This is a genomic window from Lignipirellula cremea, from assembly GCF_056501455.1.
Map to the genome: position 1 here is coordinate 3,213,261 of NZ_CM151415.1, position 18,805 is coordinate 3,232,065.

Annotated in this window: 14 protein-coding genes, 1 tRNA gene and 1 pseudogene; 6 read left to right on the forward strand and 10 right to left on the reverse strand. The window is 64.1% G+C overall.

All coding sequences use genetic code 11. The annotated features are described in order from the left end of the window. Nucleotide 1: 1 nt before the first annotated feature. The gene (gene serS, locus SH602x_RS12645; RefSeq protein ID WP_479472652.1) at nt 2-1,282 is read right to left on the reverse strand and encodes a serine--tRNA ligase; all 1,281 of its coding nucleotides are present in this window, start codon (nt 1,280-1,282) and stop codon (nt 2-4) included. Nucleotides 1,283-1,568: 286 nt separating this feature from the next. Then, nucleotides 1,569-2,981 (reverse strand): dipeptidase, encoded by a 1,413-nt coding sequence (locus tag SH602x_RS12650; RefSeq protein WP_479472653.1) that lies wholly within the window; start codon nt 2,979-2,981, stop codon nt 1,569-1,571. Between the two features lie 232 nt (nt 2,982-3,213). Here SH602x_RS12650 and SH602x_RS12655 point away from each other — a divergent pair, with 232 nt between their 5' ends. From SH602x_RS12655 to SH602x_RS12665, 3 genes are all read left to right on the forward strand, one after another. Continuing rightward, the gene (locus tag SH602x_RS12655; RefSeq protein WP_479472654.1) at nt 3,214-3,558 is read left to right on the forward strand and encodes a hypothetical protein; all 345 of its coding nucleotides are present in this window, start codon (nt 3,214-3,216) and stop codon (nt 3,556-3,558) included. A gap of 66 nt (nt 3,559-3,624) precedes the next feature. Continuing rightward, a complete protein-coding gene (locus tag SH602x_RS12660) occupies nt 3,625-3,975 on the forward strand; it encodes an ATP-dependent Clp protease adaptor ClpS (RefSeq protein WP_479472655.1) in 351 nt (116 codons plus the stop codon). 153 nt (nt 3,976-4,128) lie between these two features. After that, a tRNA-Ser gene (locus SH602x_RS12665) sits at nt 4,129-4,215 on the forward strand. Between the two features lie 232 nt (nt 4,216-4,447). Here SH602x_RS12665 and SH602x_RS12670 read toward each other — a convergent pair. The 8 genes and pseudogenes from SH602x_RS12670 to SH602x_RS12705 form a co-directional block, all read right to left on the reverse strand. Continuing rightward, nucleotides 4,448-5,542 (reverse strand): annotated as a pseudogene (locus tag SH602x_RS12670) (tyrosine-type recombinase/integrase); the annotation flags it as partial. After that, on the reverse strand, nt 5,542-5,754 hold the full coding sequence (locus SH602x_RS12675) for a helix-turn-helix domain-containing protein (RefSeq protein ID WP_479472656.1): 213 nt from the start codon (nt 5,752-5,754) through the stop codon (nt 5,542-5,544). The gene SH602x_RS12675 and the pseudogene SH602x_RS12670, both read right to left, overlap by 1 nt. Before the next feature lie 346 nt (nt 5,755-6,100). After that, nucleotides 6,101-6,562 (reverse strand): TubC N-terminal docking domain-related protein, encoded by a 462-nt coding sequence (locus SH602x_RS12680; RefSeq protein WP_479472657.1) that lies wholly within the window; start codon nt 6,560-6,562, stop codon nt 6,101-6,103. Then, nucleotides 6,559-8,916 carry a YfjI family protein gene (locus SH602x_RS12685; RefSeq protein ID WP_479472658.1) on the reverse strand — a complete coding sequence of 786 codons (2,358 nt, stop codon included), beginning with the start codon at nt 8,914-8,916 and terminating at the stop codon, nt 6,559-6,561. Before SH602x_RS12685 ends, SH602x_RS12680 begins: the two co-directional genes overlap by 4 nt. Further along, complete coding sequence (locus SH602x_RS12690) at nt 8,913-9,137, reverse strand: helix-turn-helix domain-containing protein (RefSeq protein ID WP_479472659.1); 225 nt, start codon at nt 9,135-9,137, stop codon at nt 8,913-8,915. The genes SH602x_RS12685 and SH602x_RS12690 overlap by 4 nt, the downstream gene beginning before the upstream one ends. Nucleotides 9,138-9,291: 154 nt before the next feature. Beyond that, a complete protein-coding gene (locus tag SH602x_RS12695) occupies nt 9,292-11,268 on the reverse strand; it encodes a 7-cyano-7-deazaguanine synthase (protein WP_479472660.1) in 1,977 nt (658 codons plus the stop codon). Then, nucleotides 11,265-12,632 carry a transposase gene (locus SH602x_RS12700; RefSeq protein ID WP_479472661.1) on the reverse strand — a complete coding sequence of 456 codons (1,368 nt, stop codon included), beginning with the start codon at nt 12,630-12,632 and terminating at the stop codon, nt 11,265-11,267. The genes SH602x_RS12695 and SH602x_RS12700 overlap by 4 nt, the downstream gene beginning before the upstream one ends. A gap of 224 nt (nt 12,633-12,856) precedes the next feature. Beyond that, the gene (locus tag SH602x_RS12705; RefSeq protein WP_479472662.1) at nt 12,857-13,645 is read right to left on the reverse strand and encodes an RNA-binding protein; all 789 of its coding nucleotides are present in this window, start codon (nt 13,643-13,645) and stop codon (nt 12,857-12,859) included. A gap of 194 nt (nt 13,646-13,839) precedes the next feature. Here SH602x_RS12705 and SH602x_RS12710 point away from each other — a divergent pair, with 194 nt between their 5' ends. The 3 genes from SH602x_RS12710 (at nt 13,840) to SH602x_RS12720 (ending at nt 18,476) form a co-directional block, all read left to right on the forward strand. Further along, the gene (locus SH602x_RS12710; RefSeq protein ID WP_479472663.1) at nt 13,840-14,274 is read left to right on the forward strand and encodes a hypothetical protein; all 435 of its coding nucleotides are present in this window, start codon (nt 13,840-13,842) and stop codon (nt 14,272-14,274) included. Between the two features lie 87 nt (nt 14,275-14,361). Then, nucleotides 14,362-14,961 (forward strand): hypothetical protein, encoded by a 600-nt coding sequence (locus tag SH602x_RS12715; protein ID WP_479472664.1) that lies wholly within the window; start codon nt 14,362-14,364, stop codon nt 14,959-14,961. Nucleotides 14,962-15,149: 188 nt separating this feature from the next. Beyond that, the gene (locus tag SH602x_RS12720) at nt 15,150-18,476 is read left to right on the forward strand and encodes a type ISP restriction/modification enzyme (protein ID WP_479472665.1); all 3,327 of its coding nucleotides are present in this window, start codon (nt 15,150-15,152) and stop codon (nt 18,474-18,476) included. Nucleotides 18,477-18,805 lie beyond the last annotated feature (329 nt).

The following is an 18,805-nucleotide window of genomic DNA, read 5'->3' on the forward strand; positions in this document are numbered from 1 at the left end:
GTCAGCTATTCCCCATGACCTCGAACGGCAGATACGGCTTCAGCGCCTCGGGCACCTTCACCGTCTTGTCGGCCTGCTGGTAGTTCTCCAGGACGGAGATCAGCGCGCGGGAGAGGGCGATGGCGGTGCCGTTCAGGGTATGGACGAAGCGGGTCCCCTTTTCGCCTTCCTTCTTGTAGCGGACGTTGAGACGCCGGGCCTGGTAGTCGGTGCAGTTGGACGTGCTGGTCACTTCGCCGTACTCGCCCTCTTCGCCGCGACCCGGCATCCAGGCTTCCAGGTCGTACTTGCGATAAGCCGGCCCGCCCAGGTCGCCCGTCGCCGTGTCGACCACGCGATAGGGAATGCCGAGGGCGTCGAACAGGTCGCACTCGATCTCCAGCAGTTCCTCGTGGATGGCGTCCGACTGCTCGGGCAGCGTGTACGCGAACATCTCCACCTTCGTGAACTGGTGCACGCGGTAGAGCCCGCGCGAGGCGCGACCCGCGGCGCCTGCCTCGGTGCGGTAGCAGTGGCTGATGCCGCACAGCCGCAGGGGAAGCTCGCTCTCTTCGAACGTCTTGCCGGCATAGAGGCCGCCGAGGGTGATCTCCGCCGTGCCGATCAGCGAGAGGTCCATGTTTTCCAGGCTATAGATCTGCGTCGACTCGCCCCTCGGGATGAAGCCGATCCCTTCCAGGATGCTGTCCTTCGCCAGGTCGGGCGTCATCGTCGGGATGAAGCCGCGCTTCACGAGCTGGTTGACCGCGAACTGCTGCAGGGCGAGGTCCAGCAGGACGATCTCCCCCTTCAGAAAGTAGAAGCCGTGCCCCGTCGTCCGGGCGCCCCCCTCGAAGTCGATCCAGTCGTGATGCTCGCCCAGGACGAGGTGATCGAGGGGCTTGAACTCGAACTTCGGAATCGGCGTTTTGCCGTGCCGGATTTCGAGATTCGACTGGTCGTCGTGGCCGATCGGCGCGTCGGGGTGGGCCAGGTTCGGGATGTGGAGCTGGATCGCGAGGATCTCCTTCTCCAGGTCGTCATGCCGGCGCTGGGCGTCGTCCTTGGCGGCGCGAAGCTGGCGTCCCTTCTCGACGATCGCGGCCCGCTCGTCGCCCGTCGCCTTGCCGATGCCCTTGGCCGTGGCGTTGGACTCCGCGTTGAGCCGTTCGACCTCCTGCAGCAGCTCCCGGCGCTCCTTTTCCTTCGCGACGAGGCCGGTCACGTCGGCGGGAACGCCCCGGCGCTGGCAGTTTTCGAGGACTTGGTCAGCGTGGTCGAGAATGTATTTGCGGTCGAGCATCGCAGGCAGCCGGCGCGGGGCAAGGTCATCGAATCCGGGAGGGGCGGGCGAACGCTCACGTTCGCGCTTTCCCGCATCTTCCGGAAACGCATGAAGTTACCGCAGGCGGCGGCAGGGCGGTAGCTAGCCGACGCGGACCGGGACAACGAAGCCTTGTCGCTCCTTCGGGTGGCACTGGCTCCGCCAGTGCGAGCGCTGGTGCGACTCTGCCTTTGGAAGAGCTAAGACCCTGAGGTCTAGCCTGTTCCAGGGACAGCACTGGCAAAGCCAATGCCACCCGAAGGAGTTAGGTCTCCGTCTTTCCCGGAGTCACCTTCGCCAGTTCGCTCCAGAGGGTCGTGCTGGCGCGGATGCCGCGGTAGAAGTCGGCGAGGTGGAATTTCTCGTTGGGGCCGTGGGTGTTGTCGTCGTCGAGGCCCCAGCCGAGGAGAAGCGTGTCCATGCCGAGACGCTGCTTGAAGGCGCCGACGATGGGGATCGAACCCCCTTCGCGGATGAAGACCGCCCGCTTGCCGAAGCCGGTCTCGATCGCGGCCCGCGCGGCGCTCATGTAGGGGCTGTCGATCGGCACGACGCAGCCCGGCGCTCCGTGCATGTCGATCAGTTCCATGCGGATGCCGGGCGGCAAGATCGACCGCAGGAACTGTTCGAGACTGGCCGAGATCTTGTGCGGGTCCTGGTTCGGCACCAGGCGGAAGCTGAACTTGGCGCCTGCCTTCGCAGGCAAGACCGTCTTGGCGCCTTCCTTCTGGTAGCCGCCCCACAGTCCATGCACGTCGCAGCTCGGGCGAGCCCAGCGACGTTCGAGCGTGGTGAAACCTTCCTCGCCCGTCGTCGCTTCGACGTCCAGTTGCTTCCGGAACTTCTCTTCGGAGAAGTCGAGCGAGGCGAACTCCTGCCGCTCCGCGTCCGACAGCGGCAGCACGTCGTCGTAGAAACCGGGGACCATGACGCGGCCCCGCTCGTCCTTCAGCGCGGCCAGCATCTGTGCCAGCGCCAGGCAGGGATTCGTGACCGCTCCGCCGAAGACGCCGGAGTGCAGATCCTGCTTCGGCCCGGTCAGCCGCAATTCGTAGTAGGCGATGCCGCGCAGGCCGTAGGTGACCGCCGGCACGCCCGGCGCGAACTGCGACGAATCGCTGATCACGGCGACGTCGCACTTCATCCATTCGGCGACAGTCATTCCGTCGACGACGCGTTCCGTCGAATCGAGGGCGTGGTAGAGCGACTCGCTGCCGACCTCTTCTTCGCCTTCGATGCAGAACTTTAACTGTACGGGCAGTTGCATGCCCGACTGGAGCCAGGCCTCCGCCGAGAGGAGGTGCGTCAGCATCTGGCCTTTGTCGTCGGTCGCGCCGCGAGCGACGACGTTGCCGTCGCGGATCGCGGGCTCGAACGGCGGCGTGATCCACTCGTCGAGCGGATCGGGAGGCTGCACGTCGTAGTGACCATAGACCAGAACGGTCGGCTTCCCCGGCACGGGCGGCGAGGAGGCGAAGACCAGCGGATGACGCTCGGTCGGAACGACCGTCACCGTCAGGCCCATGCCGCGGAACTTCGCCGCGACCCAGTCCGCCGCCCGGCTAACTTCGGCCTTGTAGTCCGGATCGGCGCTGACGCTGGCGATGCGCAGCAGTTCGAGTAAATCGGCCAGGTGCCGGTCGCGAAGGTCGTCCAGTCGGTTGAGCGCTTCCTGCACGCGGCGATTCCAGTTCGATAGTCAGAGGGATTCGGACGAATCGGCGGATCGGGAGACGCGGGGCCGGCGCAAGAGCGTCGATCGCTCTGTCCGAATCTGGATTTCCCGATCGGATTCGACTCACTGAGCGAATTCGGGAAAAAGTATAATCGATCCGCTCGCGCGGTCGGGCAGATCCGCATCGCGTCCGGGACGCTGTCATTGAATTGGCTATCGCCCGAAGGAAACTCCCTTGCAAGTCATTAAGCGGATCGGCGTCATTTCCCTCGCGAAGATCATGGGCGCGATGGGACTGCTCATCGGATTGCTCGTCGGCGTACAGATGGGTTTGTTCATGTTGCTCATGAGTCTGGTCGGCGGCGCCGCAGCGGTATCCTCCGGCGATGAAGCCGCGACTGGCGGCATGATCGGCGCGGGCGCGGGCGTCGGCATGGCGCTGTTCATGATGGTCGGCGTCCCGCTGACGTACGGCGCGATGAGCTTCCTGTTCGGATTGATCTACGGCCTGATCATCAACCTCGTCTTCAGTATGGCGGGCGGACTCGAGCTCGAAATCGAGAATCAGAAGGCGTACTGATCGCCTCTTCCGCCGCGTCGATGCGCGGCAGATCCCATCTTCTGCGCCGTAGCAGGGTCGGCGACGATGACGGACGAAGAACGAACCGCGGTCCTGGACCGTCCCGAGACGGAGCGTCGCGTCCGGACCGACGCGCGGCCGAAGAAGCAGCCCCGCTACCACGTCGTGCTGTGGGACGACGACGACCATTCGTATCCCTACGTGATCCGCATGATGCGGGACCTGTTCGGGCACTCGTTCGAACGGGGCTACGCGATCGCCAAGGAGGTGGATACGGGGGGCAAGGCCATCGTCCTGACGACGACGCGGGAGCACGCCGAGTTGAAGCGGGATCAGATCAAAGCCTTCGGCGCCGACGCCGCCATCGCATCGTCCGTCGGCTCGATGCGGGCGTCGATCGAAGCCGAGCCGAGTTGAGCATAAGACGAAGTCCGGCAATAGCTTCGTTCGGAAGCGCCGTCGCGAGGCGTCCATGAGCGTACCGCTCTTCCCTCCCCGTTTTGACGCTTTCACGATTCGCCGGTAGAGTAAGCGGCGAACCGCGGACGCCTTGCGGCGGTCGTGTTCTCCGGATGGGTGGCCGAGCGGTTTAAGGCAGCAGTCTTGAAAACTGCCGTACGGGTAACCGTACCGCGGGTTCGAATCCCGCCCCATCCGCTAAGGCCTTACCGCTCAAGGACTTGCGATTTTCGTCAAACGTCGCAACTTGCGGCAGCGGTTCGTGTTTCGCCTTTCGGCTTCGCGTCGTCGGATGTTTCGCTTTTGCCGTGCGCGGCACATTGCGAGGGGTTCCGGACGGTTGCTGCACCGCTTTCTGCACCGCTTTTTCAGCCTGCATATCCGGCGGCTTCGCGATGCCCGCGGCCCGGGCGAAATGGTCGTCGGTGACTTGGCAGTAATGCTTCACCGCGACGTCGACCGAATGCCCCATCCACGCGGCGACGACCGGCAGCGGATACTGCTCGACGAGTTCCGTTTCGCGCGACGATCGCAGGTTGTGAAAGATCCGCGTCCACGGCTCGACGTCAGCGACGGCCAGGATGCGCTTCATCTGCGTCCCGAGATTGATGTTCCGCCAGCCCTGCTTGCCGATCGCCGCCTTCCGGTGTCGCTCGTCGACGACGTACACCGCTTCAGGATCTGCCGCATAGGATTCGTTCAGGTAGGGGAGCAGTTCCGGGAACAGCGGCAGCGCCCGCGACTCTTTCCCCGGATGATGTTCCGTCTTCGGGCTCTGCACCTGGATCACCCGGCGAACCCAGTCGACGTCCTGCCAGCGGAGCGACAGAACCTCGCTCGGGCACCGCAGGCCGCCGTACCGCGCCAGCGCGACGATCAGGCGCCAGTGATGGTCCGGGCACGCGTCGAGAACCTTTTGAATCGTCTCCCGGCTGACGAACGATTTTCGGTCCGACATCGCCGCCTTCACCTGGACGTCGGCGAAGGGATTCTCGGCGATCAACTTCGATCGCACCGCCGCTCGAAAGATCGTCTTCGCGAACTGCAGCCGCTTCCGAATCGTCATCGGGCGAAGCTTCTTCCCGATCAGATGGAGCTTGTAATCGTCAGCGTCCCGCGGCGTGATTTCTCGCATCGGGCGAACGGCGCCGTAGAACTCGACTAGCCCTTTCTCGCCCTGTCGCCAGATTTCTTTCGTCGCCGGCTTCACGTCCACGCGGCCCGCGACGTATTCGGCGATGAACCCGCCGAGCGCCTGCTTGGACCGCGGAACCCGCGAATCAATCAGTCCGACTTCCGCAAGACGCTCCGTCATGTTCGGTTCTAAGCCCGTGAGCCACCCCGCGGTCTCGGCGTCCAGCGGATGACCCGTCAGCTTGTACGCGAGCAGTCGCTCGACGTGCCGACAGAACGTCTCCGCCGCCTTCTGCGGAACCTTGCCGAGCCGGATCTTCGGGCGCTTCCCGTCGCCGCTGACGAACTGAATCGTCCTCCGTCCGTTCGGCTCTCGGATGATGCTCGCCATTAGTTCCCGCCTTTCGTCTGGTTCGTTTGGATCGCCTGGAGCGTCAGCCCGAGCAGTTTGCAGAGCTTGTCGACCGAGTCGAGCGACAGGCCCCGTTCGCCCGCGACGAACTTCGCCAGCGAACTGTCGTCGATCCCCGTCTCGCGAGCGATGCGATACCGCGACAGCGGCGACGCCTCGATCGCTCGGCGGAGCAGATCAGATACTTTCACGCTTCGATTCTTCGCCATCGCCGTTCCTAACGAGTAACGGGCGCTCTGCCCATTATGCACGAATAGCCTTTGCAGGAAAGAAACTCAATCGACAATGCCGCCCGTTCGCGTTGGGACGGCGCCGGCCGAGCCTGCGGAAGGACCCGGGACTCGTTCGTTTCAGTTCTCACTTACCGACCTTTCGCGTCGTCTGTATGTAAAAAACGTGCCACCCCGGCTACGCCGCACTGCACTCATCGCGAGCAAAGGACCCAGGCGTTTGATTCGCTCACGTCGCCCTGCGGCTTTTCGCGATTCGACCTGCGTCGAAATATCGCCAAAAAATGTGAGCGAGAGCTGGCTCGGTCTACGTGGCTCGATCGCCAGATTCTGAGCCCCCTCGCGTACGTCCCGCCGTACCTCGCTGCCGAAAGGCCAGTTCCGCCCGGATGCGCGCCGCCGCTTCCGCCATGCGACGAGAGGCGACCGGAGGATCGCAGTTGGAACAGCGCCAGACTCCCGGCGAGCGTCCGAAGCGGTCGCCCGTGGCGGAAAGCCACTGGTCGAGGGTCCCGCATCCGGGGCAGGGCGTCAGGTCGCCAGGGTCGATGCACTCGACGTCGCCGAAGGTCGGATTCAGAGCGCCGTCGTCCGTCACCTCGTCGCTCAACAGCCGCAAGAGATCCGGCTTGTGCCTTTGCAGGCGATCGAGCAGGTCACGAGTCAGTGCATCCTTGGGAGCGTCCACCGTCAGATTGCCGTCGCCGCCGACCTCGATTCGCACGTCACGCGACCGGCAGTCTTCGAGCAGGAGTTCGATCGAGTTCATAGCGTCACCCTCACTCGCTCGTCGCGGTGAAGAGCGCCCGCGGCGTTCCCAGTATTCCCGCAATCGCCGCTTTGACGGTTTCCCGCCAGGTTTCGGGAATTGTGGGAGCGCGGGTCTGCCGTTCCGAACGCTGTAGGATTCAATTCGTACGACGGCGACGGCGGACGTCCGGGACCCTCCGACTTTTGCACCCGCAGTCGGATGTATCCTCGTCGAACGAGTTCGGCGAGCGGATCGTCCAGGTCATCGGCTCGGGCGAAACGTCGCTTGCCGTGCTGATGGGCGTCTCGCTTCGTGAATTCGCGTAGGTCGTGCCTGCGAATCCACTTCAGCACATATTGAGCATCGGCGTTCTGCGAATCGTCCTTCGCTTGCATCAGTTGCAGCACGGCTTCAGCGTGCGGGATCAGGTAGCGTCCGATCTCGACTGCGGCCTCGATCGTCGACGCCTCGATGGTCCCCGCGTTCCCTCGCTCGACGCAGTGCAGAACGGCCGCGATCCGCACGGTCGCGCCGGCGAGCTTTGCGCCCCAGTCCCGCAACGTCTCCAGATCGCCGCCGTCGTCGAGCATCGACTCGATTTCGGCTTCCCAGCGAATCAGTACGGCAGCAGCTTCCGGCGACAGTCGCAGCGTTCGCTCGTCGACGTTCTCCGCCAGCCTGCGAACGGCGCTGCGATAGGCGGCGATGGTCGAAGCCGGGACCGGGGCGGGGGCGATCGCCCGCTCGCCGATCCAACTGTCGGGCGCTGCGTACAAAAAGCGGCCGAGCAGGCCGCGACCGCGAAAAGCAGGATTCCCGGCGAGTCCTTCGATGACGGTCGGCTGGATCGCGTAGGCGCACGTAATCGCCGGTCGCTCGACCCGAACCGATTTCCGACCGACTCGGTCGGTAATCAACTCGTCTCCGGAATGGCCTTTCAGGTAGACGTCGAACTGCGGCACGCCGCTCTTGGAATACATGCCCGCCATCAGGTCGAACACGCTTCCCTCGGGCGACATGCTGGCGATCCGACCGCCTTGCTCCGCGAGCATCATGCCGAGCTTTTCGCTCGTCGCGTCGTCGACGATCAGGCGCGGCAGAACCGGTTCCGCGGTCGCGGCAATCTCCGTCGCGAGTCTCGCTGCCTCGTCTCTCGCTTCGGCGTCGTCCGATTCGACCGCCCGCTTCTCCAGCCTCCGCAGGGACGCTTCGCGCTGTCTCGCTCTCGACTGCTCCTGCGCGACGAACGGCTCGGCTTCCACGATCATCTCTCGTTCGATCTCCCTCAGCGGTCGCGTCGCGTCAGAGAAAACCGCCGACTTCCTATTGCCGGGACCGAGCAGAACCGCGACGTACAGATTCGACGGCTCGATCCAGCCGGTACGCACTTCTACCGTCACGCGGCGTGCGATCGTCGCCGAGCAGACCGCCAGGGCCAGCGACGCTGCCAGCTCTTTCGGCGTCTGCGTCGCGTGAGACTCCGCCTCGGCCCAGTTCCGGAGGGGCGGCGGCAGGACGTGCGTCGGAAACGCCGGCAGATCCCACGCGTCGAACAATTCAATCTCCGGCCAGGGCTCTGCGTCCGGCGTCCACTCCGGCGCCTGCTCGATCAGTCGACGAAGCGCTTCCTTCGTGCCGCCCGCCTCGATCCAGTCGCTCACGTCGCCTTTCTCCGGCAGATCCGGAAGGTCGACGATGCGGACCGCGCTGGCGACGCCGTGGAGCGTTGCCGCGACCTGCCTTGCGTGGTCGCGTCCCGGCGCGTCGTTATCGACAAGCACGATTACCTGACGACCCTTCAGGAACACGGCGTGCTCGGCAGTCCATTTGCCCGCCCCGCCCGCGTTGCAGGTGGCGATCACGCCGAGCTTCGCGAGGTTGTCGACGTCCTTTTCGCCCTCGACGACGAAGACGATTCGCTTCGGGTTGGCGAGTAGTTCCGGGAGACGGTAGGGCAGGGCAGGAAGGCCTTTGACCTTCCAGATCCATCCGCCTTTCCCGTCCGGTCGGCGCTGCCGAAACGACTTCGGATCGAGTCGCTGCACCTGGAAGACGAGCTCGCCCTGCTCGTCGCGGTAGTCGTACGTCGCCACGACGCGGGCCGCAGCGCCGCTCGCCCCCTTCCTGTCGACCGGCGAAGCGAAGTCATCTCCGCGCGGCATCAATTCCGTCACCTTCATGCCGAGAGCAGCGCAAACGGCGTCGACCTTGCACCCGGCGTGGCAACAAAGAAGCGCCCGTCCGTCGTCGCCTTCGCTGACGCTGAGACTCGGACTACTGTCGTCATGCGCAGGACAACGCGCCGACCATCCGTCGCCCGACGGCGTCGCGCCCGGCAGCTTTTCGAGAACGCGTTCGATCGGCTTGGTCATTCGCCGCTTCCTCCCGCCGCCGCGGCCTTGCGCGACAGCCACTCGCGGAGTTGGGCGACGGGGTAGAGCAGCGTCCCGCCGATTTTCACGTGCGGAACGGTCCCTTCCTTCGTCCAGGCCCACAACGTCCGTTCGGAAACGCCGAGCGCCTTGGCGGCCTCCCTCGGACGGAGCGACAGCGGTTCCGGGCCGACTTCATTCTGCAGTTTCGCGTGGAGCATCTTCCTACCTTGGGGAAACGAAAGCGCCCCCGTGGAGTCGGACCGGCGAAGGTTCTCCACGGGGGCGCCGCGTCACCCTTTCGGGTGGAAGGCTCTTGGATTTAGCCGGTCCGCGCCTTCTACAGACGAGGCGCTACATCCGGCGTCTCAGGCGCTACTTCTCGCGTAGCGCCGCAGTATTTCGCGAATCCGAGACATGCCAGTCGATGGGCTCTCGGGGGTCGTAGCACGGTGCGTAGCCTTGCCGAAGAACAGGTGGCCTTAAATGAGCGGCCAGTTCGGGAAGGTCCTTGGCGATCTCCTTCACCGCGCGGCGGATAGCGATCGTAACTCGCTGTCTCGCTTTCTCGCGCTCGTCGGAGAATCGTCGAAGCGCTCCGCCGTGGATCGCTTTTTCGATCTCCGCACTGATCGTCTCGATCTGCCCGGCCAAGTGGACAACCTCCATATCGTCGCCCTGTTTCTCGGCACGCGCAAGTTCAATACGAAGCTCTTCTCGTGTCTTGGCGTATTCAGCCAAGGCATCGCGGTCAGTCACTTCTCCGCCGGGATTCGAGGGCAACGCAGGAGCGCCGACGTTCACTTCGCGATCCAGGTCTTCGACCGTCATCGCCTGTCCTGGTCGCGTTAGCAAATGGATCAAGTAATCGATTCCGAGCGAGTGCCGGACCAGCAGCGCGGAACCGCCGTTAAATCGCACGATCCAGTGGGTGCCGACGCGGCGGAACAGATTTGTCTCAGCCGCCATTTCCGCGGGAAGCAGCGATGCCGCGTCCGCTGCCGGTTGCGCTGCCGGTGTGGTGTAACTCGCGCAAAGCAGTCCGATCAGCGACGTCGGCTCAAGATTGAGTTTGCGGAAAGCCCGTCCGCTCCCCTCGAATGCACGTTCCACGACGCCGTTGACTTGCTTCGCATGCCGCTTGAAGAGATCGTAGATTTCCATCGCGGCGCGCTCAGCACCGCCGTTCAGATAGGGAAGCGCCCGAGTAACTTCGCCGAACTCAGCGAAGAAGCTTTCGGGGCTCATCTGCTCGATCCGATGCGCCGTGTTCACGTACCCGAGCAGCATCGCTCGCGACTCTTCGCTGTCGCGGGGACCGGTAATAAGATCCACGGCATAGCGCTCCCGCGGATCGTTCGCCTCTTGTCTCGCCGCGAGCGTAGCGAATCGGCGGTCGATGCACTGCGAACAGGTTCCGCAATGCGGGTGTTCGATCGTCGCCTGGATGGTGTGCGCGCAGCTGCGGGTGCCAGCGATCAGATCCGCGCAGCCCGCGTCAGCTATCGACTGAACGACGTCCGTCTTCGTCAGCCGGAAGAACGGAGTCTCGACCGCAAACGGCCTCTCAGCGACGAGCGAGAAGAGTTCCTGAAACCCGTTCAGGACGCGAGGGTGCGTCGTGCGCGTTGCACGCGCGCCGACGACTTGCGGCGAGATCGGCAGATTGAGGCTAACGACGCCGTTTTCATAGAAGCGGATGCGGGGACGCCCTAGAGTCGCGGCGACGGTCGCGGCCAGCGAAGCGAACAAGAAGGATCTAGTTCGCTGGCTGAACTCCCTGCCGAGTTCTTCGTCCTTATTGACCCGGAAAGGGAGATGCACTGGCGGTCGAGCGGCGCGAGCAGACAAGCCCTCGACGAGGGCTTCGCTGATTCCCGACGTCTTGGAAGTCGAGCGATGCCCTACGAGCGCGACTTCCCTTCCGTCGACGACGGCTTCTTTCACGGCGCCGGCGAGCGAGTCCAGCCCGCCGGAGAAGAGCATCACTTCCTCGATCCGCCCGTCGAAGGGCTTTTCGCCGAACTCCAGATAGTGCTGAAGCGTCTTCGGACCGTCGCCGAACGGCTCGAACTCGAAGGAATAGTCGTCGTCGGAAAGGAATCCGAGCGTACCGCATAGAGCAGCCTGGACCGCTGGAGACTGCCAGAGCTCCGGGCTTCTCACCGCGATCCTAAAATGCAGCCGGCGACGCCATCCGTCGCCGATTTGTCCGCGCTTCTTATTACCTCCGTCCGGATCTCCGCCTCTCCTTCGTCTGATCGCTCCGTCTGCCGAGTAGACGTACGTGGCGATGTCGAGGAGGTCTAGCAGTCCGTTGATTTCCCTGTTCGCGAGAGCCTGAGCGTTCAAAAGGTCGCTGAGCGTCGAGGCATCAGGAGCGGGAGCCGGACGGCGACCGAGATGCTTAAGATCGCTCGATGCGATCCGACGGCGAAATCAGCGAAGCTGGAGAGCCCAAACGCGGCGGAAAGCGCTGCTCCCAGTTCTCCGAACTGTTTCGGCTTACCGGCGCCGAGGAGTTGGCGCAGGATCCGTCCCAAGTTGTAAGCGACGGCGGCGACGAGGTAGCGCTTGCGGATCTTGGCCAGCCCGCGAAGCCAGGTTCTCCTGCCGCCGCCCGTTTCGAGCACGTGCGCGAACGTCCGCTCGACCTTCTCGCTTCGTAGACGCTGCAGCCTGCGACCGCGACGTCCGCGCGCGTTCCGGCGATTGCGACGATAGGCCGCCTGACGACTCGGCGGCTTGCGTTTTCGCTTCCGAGACTTCGCTCGCTTCGGCTGCGGAATATACGTCCGCACGTGCGTCTCGTGCTGCAGCCGGTCGAGCGACTCTTCGCTGTGATAGCCCTTGTCCGCCGCGACCTCTTCCACGTCGCAGCCCGTGCCCGCCTCGCGCAGGTTCGTTCGCGCGGCGTTCACGGTATCTTCGATCGTCCGGCAGTCGCCGGCGGTCCCTTCGTAGACTTCCGCCGCGACGATCACGTCCGTCTCCAGATCGACGGCGTGTTCGACCTTGTACTTGAGATGCGTGCGACCGTCCTTCATCTTCCCGATCCGAGCGTCGGGATCGTGCGGATTGACCCACTCGTCGTTGGAGACCTTCTTGTCCTTCCGCTTCCTGTCGAAGCGGCGCAGCTCCTCGTCGTCCGGGTCGCTTACGCCCGTTTCGGCTTCGTAGAGCTTGCGAACGTACTCCTGCCAGTCGTCGCCGTTCTCCCGGCGGACGATCGACTTCATCGAAGCGTTCGCTTCGAGATCGCTGGCGTCGACGCCGAGCGTTTTGCCCTTGAGCAGACCCTTCTCGTGGCAGAGGCCGAGAACCAGGTCGAACGCGAGCTGATGGATCTCCAGCGGCAGCCGGTTTCGCGTCAGCGTGAGCGTCGAATGGTCCGGCGTCTCCTCGCCGGGACCGAAGCCCAGGAAACGGGCCAGCGAGCGACTGTCGTCGCAGCGCCAGGCGATGCCGCGCTGGCTGTCGATCCCCTCGAAGTAACCGATGAACAGCATCCGGAAGTAGACGCCCGGCGCCAGGCTCTTTCGCCCCGTCGTTTCGTAGTACGGAGCGGCCGCCTCTTCGAGCCGTCCGTCGAATTCGATCTCGGCCAGCAGCCCGTTCAGACGGTCGTAGAAGACGTTTCGCGGACCGCTCCCCAGCTTGTCCGTCGGAACCCAGAACGTCCCCTGCGTCTCCCGCTTCCGCTTGCCCAAGCCCATCGCGATTCCTCCCCCGCGTCGAGATCACGCGAGGATAGCGCAGGCAGGGCGAAAATCAACGGGCTGCTAGGAACGCCGGATTGACGTTCTGCTCCATCGACTCCCGAAAGCGCTCGATTCTGAGATTTACGTTCGCGTGGTCGCCCCACATTCGGAGCCGCAACGGCTCGCGAGTTCGGGCTGGAAGCCGTCGATCGCTGACGCCCCCGCATAGAATGACGCGTTCACCGGCCATCGGCGCTCGCCCCCTCTTCCAGCTCGGCGAGCAGCTTCTTCATTCCGTAACCGACGAACCGCTTCGTGTCCTCGCGCGTAATCGCTCCGTCCGTCTCCCAGTTTCGCTTCGATTTCCAGCGACCTGAGTACCGTTCGACGATGGTCGACGCTTCGCGGCAGTGGCGATCCAGTGCGTCGGTGAACGATCGCTGTTGCAGGAGACTCGCGAAGCGCTTCCCTTCGCCGACGTGCTCTGGGAGCGTCTTGCTTAGAAAGTAGCTGAGGGCGCGGTAGAAGAACCGCCCGTAGAACGCCTTCGCAAGCAGGCCGAACTCTTTCACAGTCGAACAGTCGGCGAAGTGCCGCTGGACGTCCTCCGGCGTCGTCCCGAACAGCGACTGCGTTCGGGCGCCCATGTATGCAGTGAGCGTCTCGGCAGCGGCCGCCTGCGCCATCTCGCCGAGAACCGTGCGGCTCCTCGTCTCGATTCGCGTCGTGTCGAGCCGTTCGCTGACCGCTCCGACGATCTCCATCAGCGAAGGCCGTTCGCCGATCCGAAGTTCGCAGTCGCGTAAGGCGCTTGCGAAGTCCTCTTTTCGGGCCGCGAGCGGAATCTGGATCATCAGCCAGAACGCTTCGACGACTCCTGCGTCGTTCGCGGCTTTGGCGAGTCCTTTCTCCGCCGCCCGAATGGTCGCTGCGGCGACCTGTCCCGCCCCTGCGCCGGCGCCGATCAGACCGACGACTTCCTGCCATTTACGCGTCCGCGGCAGCGGACCGAGCAATACGTGTCCCATAGCCTGTCGCTCCCTGATTGTGGGAATTGCGAGAACGGAGAACCGCAGTCCTCAGGCTGGGAACGAGGCGTGACACGGGAGGACAGCGACTGCCGGCACGTAATTCGCCGACGTAATGCAGGGCAGTCTGGAACGGCCATAAAGGCAGGCACGGACGGCGTTTCCTCACCATTTCCTACGCAAAGAGCTTAACGATGGATCGCCCGCTCCGCGCGGTTTTTACCTGCAAAACCGTCGTCCGTACCGATCTCCCCGCGCGCACCTTCAGCCGGTGCGGCGAACGACTTCCGCTGACCGAGTTCCGGCTCCGGGCAGCGAATACGACGATCCGCGACGGTCGCTGTCGCGAATGCTACAACGCCTACATGCGGGAGTACCGTAGCCGCAGGCGAGCGGCGAAGGTGGGGCAGTTCGTCACGACCCTGGATCGGGCGCAGAGCCTCGACCGGGCCGCCGTCGTCTGCAAAGCGATGCTCGACGCCTACGGCGGAGTAGACGGACTAGCTCGCGCGTGGCACGACTACGTCCTGCAGGTCGCGACTGAACGTCCCGGTTCCCCGCGAGCGCTCCAGGCGATGCAGGCGACGCTGAATCTGCTCGCGCTCGCTGAGGGAAAGTCGGTAAGCTAGAGAGGCACAGGCGCTCGGTCGCACAGAAATGGCGACGAACCAATTGTTTTTGGCAGCCTCACGAGACTTCGCCAGGGAGGGCGACGCATGAAAGGCCGCAAAACGCGGGTGGAAGAGTGCTGGGTACTCGCGCCGAAGGACTTCGCCGGCGCTGACGTTGACGCTCTTCCCTCAAATGATTCGCGGCGGATCGCGTTCAGGGCGAAGCATCGGACGCACTTCGTAACTCCCGTGACGCTCGCTTTTCGCTGCCGTCGCGTCGACGCGAAGGCGGGACCGCAGTTCGTGCTGCAGCGGTTCATCGCCTACCCTTCGGCCCGGACCGTGCCGCAGGTGCAAACGGTCGGCATCGCGGAGACGAATCCGCACCTGGGCGGAACGCGAACGTGGCTCGTCTGCGACTGCGGTCGCCGCGTCCAGAAGCTCTATCTGCCGCACGAGGACGAGGCGCGGCAAACGTCGAAGTTCGCCTGCCGGCTCTGCCTCGACCTGTCCTACCGTTCGGCGCAGGAAGCGCACGAGTACGAACGGCGGGAGCGGCGATTCGCCAAGATCCACGAGCAGTACGAGGAACTCGTCCGGAGAGAGCCGCACCTCGCGATCGAGAAGCGCCCGCCGACCGCTTTCGAGCGAGCGATCTCCCAGGTTGCCGTGGCCGCCGGCGAACCGGCGCGACGTCCGTCCTGATGTCCGTGCCGTAGCGGTTACGCCACAAAACGACACGGCATAAAAGAGGCTCAAGGCAATCCTGCGCGTACCTTCCCCTTGCGACGGTAGATATGCTTGGACCCGGCGCCCGGGCAACGTGCGGATCGGGGTGTCGCTGCCGGTCGTTTACCGTTGCTTGGAATAGGTGAGCCGTGACGAAGCAGGGAATGCCGAAGTCGCTCGATTCGATCGTTTCGGAGTTCGGGCGCCAGGCGAAGGCGAAGCTTTCCAACGCCGCCGCGTGCGGCGAACCGGAAGATCAGTTGCGGGCGCCGCTCGAAACGCTTGTCGGCGACGTCGCTGAACTGATCGGCTTCGCATCGGAGCAGGTATCGCTCGTCGGCGAGTCGTCGCTTTCCGACCTGAAGACGCGTCCCGACTACGCCGTAACGCAACGGAACGCGCTCGTCGGCTTTATCGAAGTGAAGGCGCCCGGGAAGGGCGCCGATCCCCGCAAGTTCAAGGGCCACGACCGCGAGCAGTGGGACAAGCTGAAGTCGCTCCCGAACCTGCTCTACACCGACGGGAACGCGTTCAGCGTCTGGCGCGGCGGCGAACTCGTCGAGTCGATCGTCCGCCTGGAGGGCGACGTCGAATCGTCCGGCGACGCACTATCGGCCCCGCCGAGCCTGCTCCGCCTGCTCGACGACTTTCTCCGCTGGCAACCGATCCCGCCCCGCAACGCCAAACAGCTTGCCGAGCAGAGCGCCCGTCTCTGCCGCCTGCTTCGCGACGAAGTGACGGAGCAGCTGGCGCTCGGCAGCGAAGCGCTGACCGGCCTCGCGCATGACTGGCGAAAGCTGCTCTTTCCCGAAGCCAATGATGCCGAGTTCGCGAACGGCTATGCGCAGGCCGTGACGTTCGGTCTGCTTATGGCCCGCGCTCGCGGCATCCGTCTCGCCGACGGCATGGATCGCGTCGCGAAGGAACTCGGCAAGTCGAATTCGCTGATCGGCGCGGCGCTCCGCCTGCTTACTGACGAAGCCGAAAACCAGCGGACGCTGGAGACTTCGCTCGGCACGCTGACGCGAGTTCTCGACGTCGTCGACTGGCAGACGATCAGCAAGGGCGACGCCGACGCGTGGCTCTACTTCTATGAAGACTTTCTGGAGGTTTACGACAGCAAGCTTCGCAAGCTGACTGGATCGTATTACACCCCGCCGGAAGTCGTCGAATCGATGGTTCGGCTTGTCGACGAAGCGATCCAGGACCGCTTCGGACAGCCCGCGGGCCTCGCGTCTCCCGCGGTCACCGTCGCCGATCCCGCCGTCGGAACGGGAACCTTCGTTCTCGGTCTGCTCCGCCGCATCGCGGAACGGGTCGCCGCCGACGAAGGCGAAGGCGCCGTCGCCGGCCAACTCGACGCCGCGGTTCAGCGAATCGTCGCTTTCGAGATGCAGCTCGGGCCGTTCGCCGTCGCGCAGCTACGCATCCTCGCGGAGCTTGTCGACCTATCGGGCCAGACGCCGCAGCATTCCGTCCGGATGTTCGTAACCGATACGCTCGCGGACCCGGACGTAGAAGACGTCTACCTGCCGCAGATGCTCAAAAGCATCGCCGATTCGCGGCTCCAGGCCGCGAGAGTCAAACGCGAGGAACGGATCACCGTCGTCATCGGAAACCCGCCCTATAAGGATAGGGCAGGGGGAAGCGGGGGATGGATCGAAAGCGGACGGCAGGGGGGCGAAGTTCCGCTCGACGCGTGGCAACCGCCGAAGGAATGGGGCGTCGGCGCGCACTCAAGGCATCTGCGGAACCTGTACGTCTACTTCTGGCGCTGGGCGACGTGGAAGGTATTCGACCACCGCACCGCGGGACCGGAAGGCATCGTCTGTTTCATCACCGTCGCCGGCTTTCTGAACGGCCCCGGTTTTCAGCGGATGCGGGACTATCTGCGGCGGACCTGTAGCGACATTTGGGTCATCGACTGCTCGCCGGAGGGCCATCAGCCCGACGTGCCGACGCGGATCTTTCAGGGCGTACAACAGTCCGTCTGCATCGTTCTCGCGGCGAAATCGGCCAAGGCGTCGCCCGACAAACCCGCGACCGTACGATTTCAGGCGCTCCCCAAGGGGAAACGCGAGGCGAAGTTCGCGGCGCTGAAGAAACTCCGGCTGACCGGGAAGAACTGGGAAACCTGTTCCAGCGATTGGCGGGCGCCGTTCTTACCGAAGCGAACAGGCGATTGGGCCTCATTCCCTGCACTTGAGAGCTTGTTTCTCTACAACGGTACCGGCGTAATGGCCGGGCGGACTTGGCCGACCTCCCCGGACCCGGAATCACTCGTCGAACGTTGGAAACAGCTGATTGCCGCTCCAATCGGGCGAAAGGAACTGTTGTTTCATCCGCACCTTCGGGACGGCGAGCCAGGCGATAAACACGCGCACAAAGTTGTATCCACGCCTCTTCCTGGTTTTCCGCCTCGCCCTCAGTCGATTGCGCAGGAGGCTTGTGAATGCTTGCCACCTATCCCTTTCGGATACCGATCGTTCGATCGCCAGTGGATCATTCCAGATGCCCGAGTCATCAACCAAGCAAATCCCGAACTCTGGCGTAGTCGCTCGGACAAGCAGGTCTACCTGACAGCCTTCATACAGCACTCGCCGTCGTCAGGCCCGGCCTGCTCATTCACTGGGTACGTTCCCGACGTCCATCACTACAAAGGATCGTTCGGCGGCCGTGTTTTTCCGCTCTATTCTGACGACGCGTTGTCGCCGAACGTGTCGCCGGCGCTGCTCGCGGAACTTCGCAACGTCGTCGGCAAGATCGCGAACGCCGAAGCGCTGACCGCCTATGTCGCCGCGGTCGCCGCGCATCCGGCTTACACGAAACGATTCGCCGACGATCTTTCGCAACCCGGTCTGCGAATTCCGCTGACGAAGGACGCGCAGTTATTCGCCGAAGCCGTGAAACTCGGCAGCGAAGTCATTTGGCTTCAGACGTTCGGCGAGCGCTTCGTCGATGCGAAGGCAGGCCGTCCGGCGAAGGCGCCCCGCCTGGAGACGCCGCCCCGCATTCCGAAGGACGGGGCCATACCACAGACGCCGGAAGCCTTTCCCGACGTGATGGAATACGACGCGGCGCAGCGTCGCCTGATCGTCGGCTCGGGCTATATCGAGAACGTCCCGCCCGAAGTCTGGAGTTACGACGTCTCGGGTAAGCAGATCCTTCGCCAGTGGTTCAGCTATCGCAAAAAGGACCGGACGCGGCCGATCATGGGCGACCGTCGCCCGCCGTCGCCGCTCGGCGACATTCAGCCCGACCATTGGCTCCCGGAATACACGACGGAGCTTCTGAACGTCATCAACGTTCTCGGGCGACTCGTCGAACTGGAGCCGCGGCAAGCCGACCTGCTTGATCGCATCTGCGCCGGACCGACGATCACCGACGACGAACTCCGCGCCGCCGGCGCCTACGAAAGGCCGAAGCCGACGACGAAGAAACGCGCCGACAAGCGCCAGCCCTCGCTCGGATTCGGCGAAGAGAGCGAATAGTCGGGAAGCACCCCGCGTTTTCCTGACGGCGATCGGGGAGACAGAGGCGCCGTTGTTTCGCAGAACGAAGCTCGCGGGCCACTTGCACTAAACTTCGCAACGCTTCAGCTGCATCGGAGCTGTGCTTATAGACCGGTGCCCCGTCGGAAGGACCCGGCCCGAGTTTCAGTAGGCAGGCTCTCGGCTCTGCAGGTGGCATTAGGGGAGCGTGCTGGTGGGGACCTGCCCCCTTCTTGCTCGAAGTGGTGCCTTCGGAGCGCCATTTGAGCAATCGAAACGGGATGGACTCGATCTGGATAAAGAGAACCCCTTTGCGGCTATCGGCCAGT

Coding starts and splice junctions, on each gene's coding strand:
- serS (WP_479472652.1), bottom strand. CDS start 1,282: ATGCTCGACCGCAAATACATTCTCGACCACGCTGACCAAGTCCTCGAA.
- SH602x_RS12660 (WP_479472655.1), top strand. CDS start 3,625: ATGACGGACGAAGAACGAACCGCGGTCCTGGACCGTCCCGAGACGGAG.
- SH602x_RS12680 (WP_479472657.1), bottom strand. CDS start 6,562: ATGAACTCGATCGAACTCCTGCTCGAAGACTGCCGGTCGCGTGACGTG.
- SH602x_RS12685 (WP_479472658.1), bottom strand. CDS start 8,916: ATGACCAAGCCGATCGAACGCGTTCTCGAAAAGCTGCCGGGCGCGACG.
- SH602x_RS12690 (WP_479472659.1), bottom strand. CDS start 9,137: ATGCTCCACGCGAAACTGCAGAATGAAGTCGGCCCGGAACCGCTGTCG.
- SH602x_RS12700 (WP_479472661.1), bottom strand. CDS start 12,632: ATGGGCTTGGGCAAGCGGAAGCGGGAGACGCAGGGGACGTTCTGGGTT.
- SH602x_RS12705 (WP_479472662.1), bottom strand. CDS start 13,645: ATGGGACACGTATTGCTCGGTCCGCTGCCGCGGACGCGTAAATGGCAG.
- SH602x_RS12710 (WP_479472663.1), top strand. CDS start 13,840: ATGGATCGCCCGCTCCGCGCGGTTTTTACCTGCAAAACCGTCGTCCGT.
- SH602x_RS12715 (WP_479472664.1), top strand. CDS start 14,362: ATGAAAGGCCGCAAAACGCGGGTGGAAGAGTGCTGGGTACTCGCGCCG.
- SH602x_RS12720 (WP_479472665.1), top strand. CDS start 15,150: ATGCCGAAGTCGCTCGATTCGATCGTTTCGGAGTTCGGGCGCCAGGCG.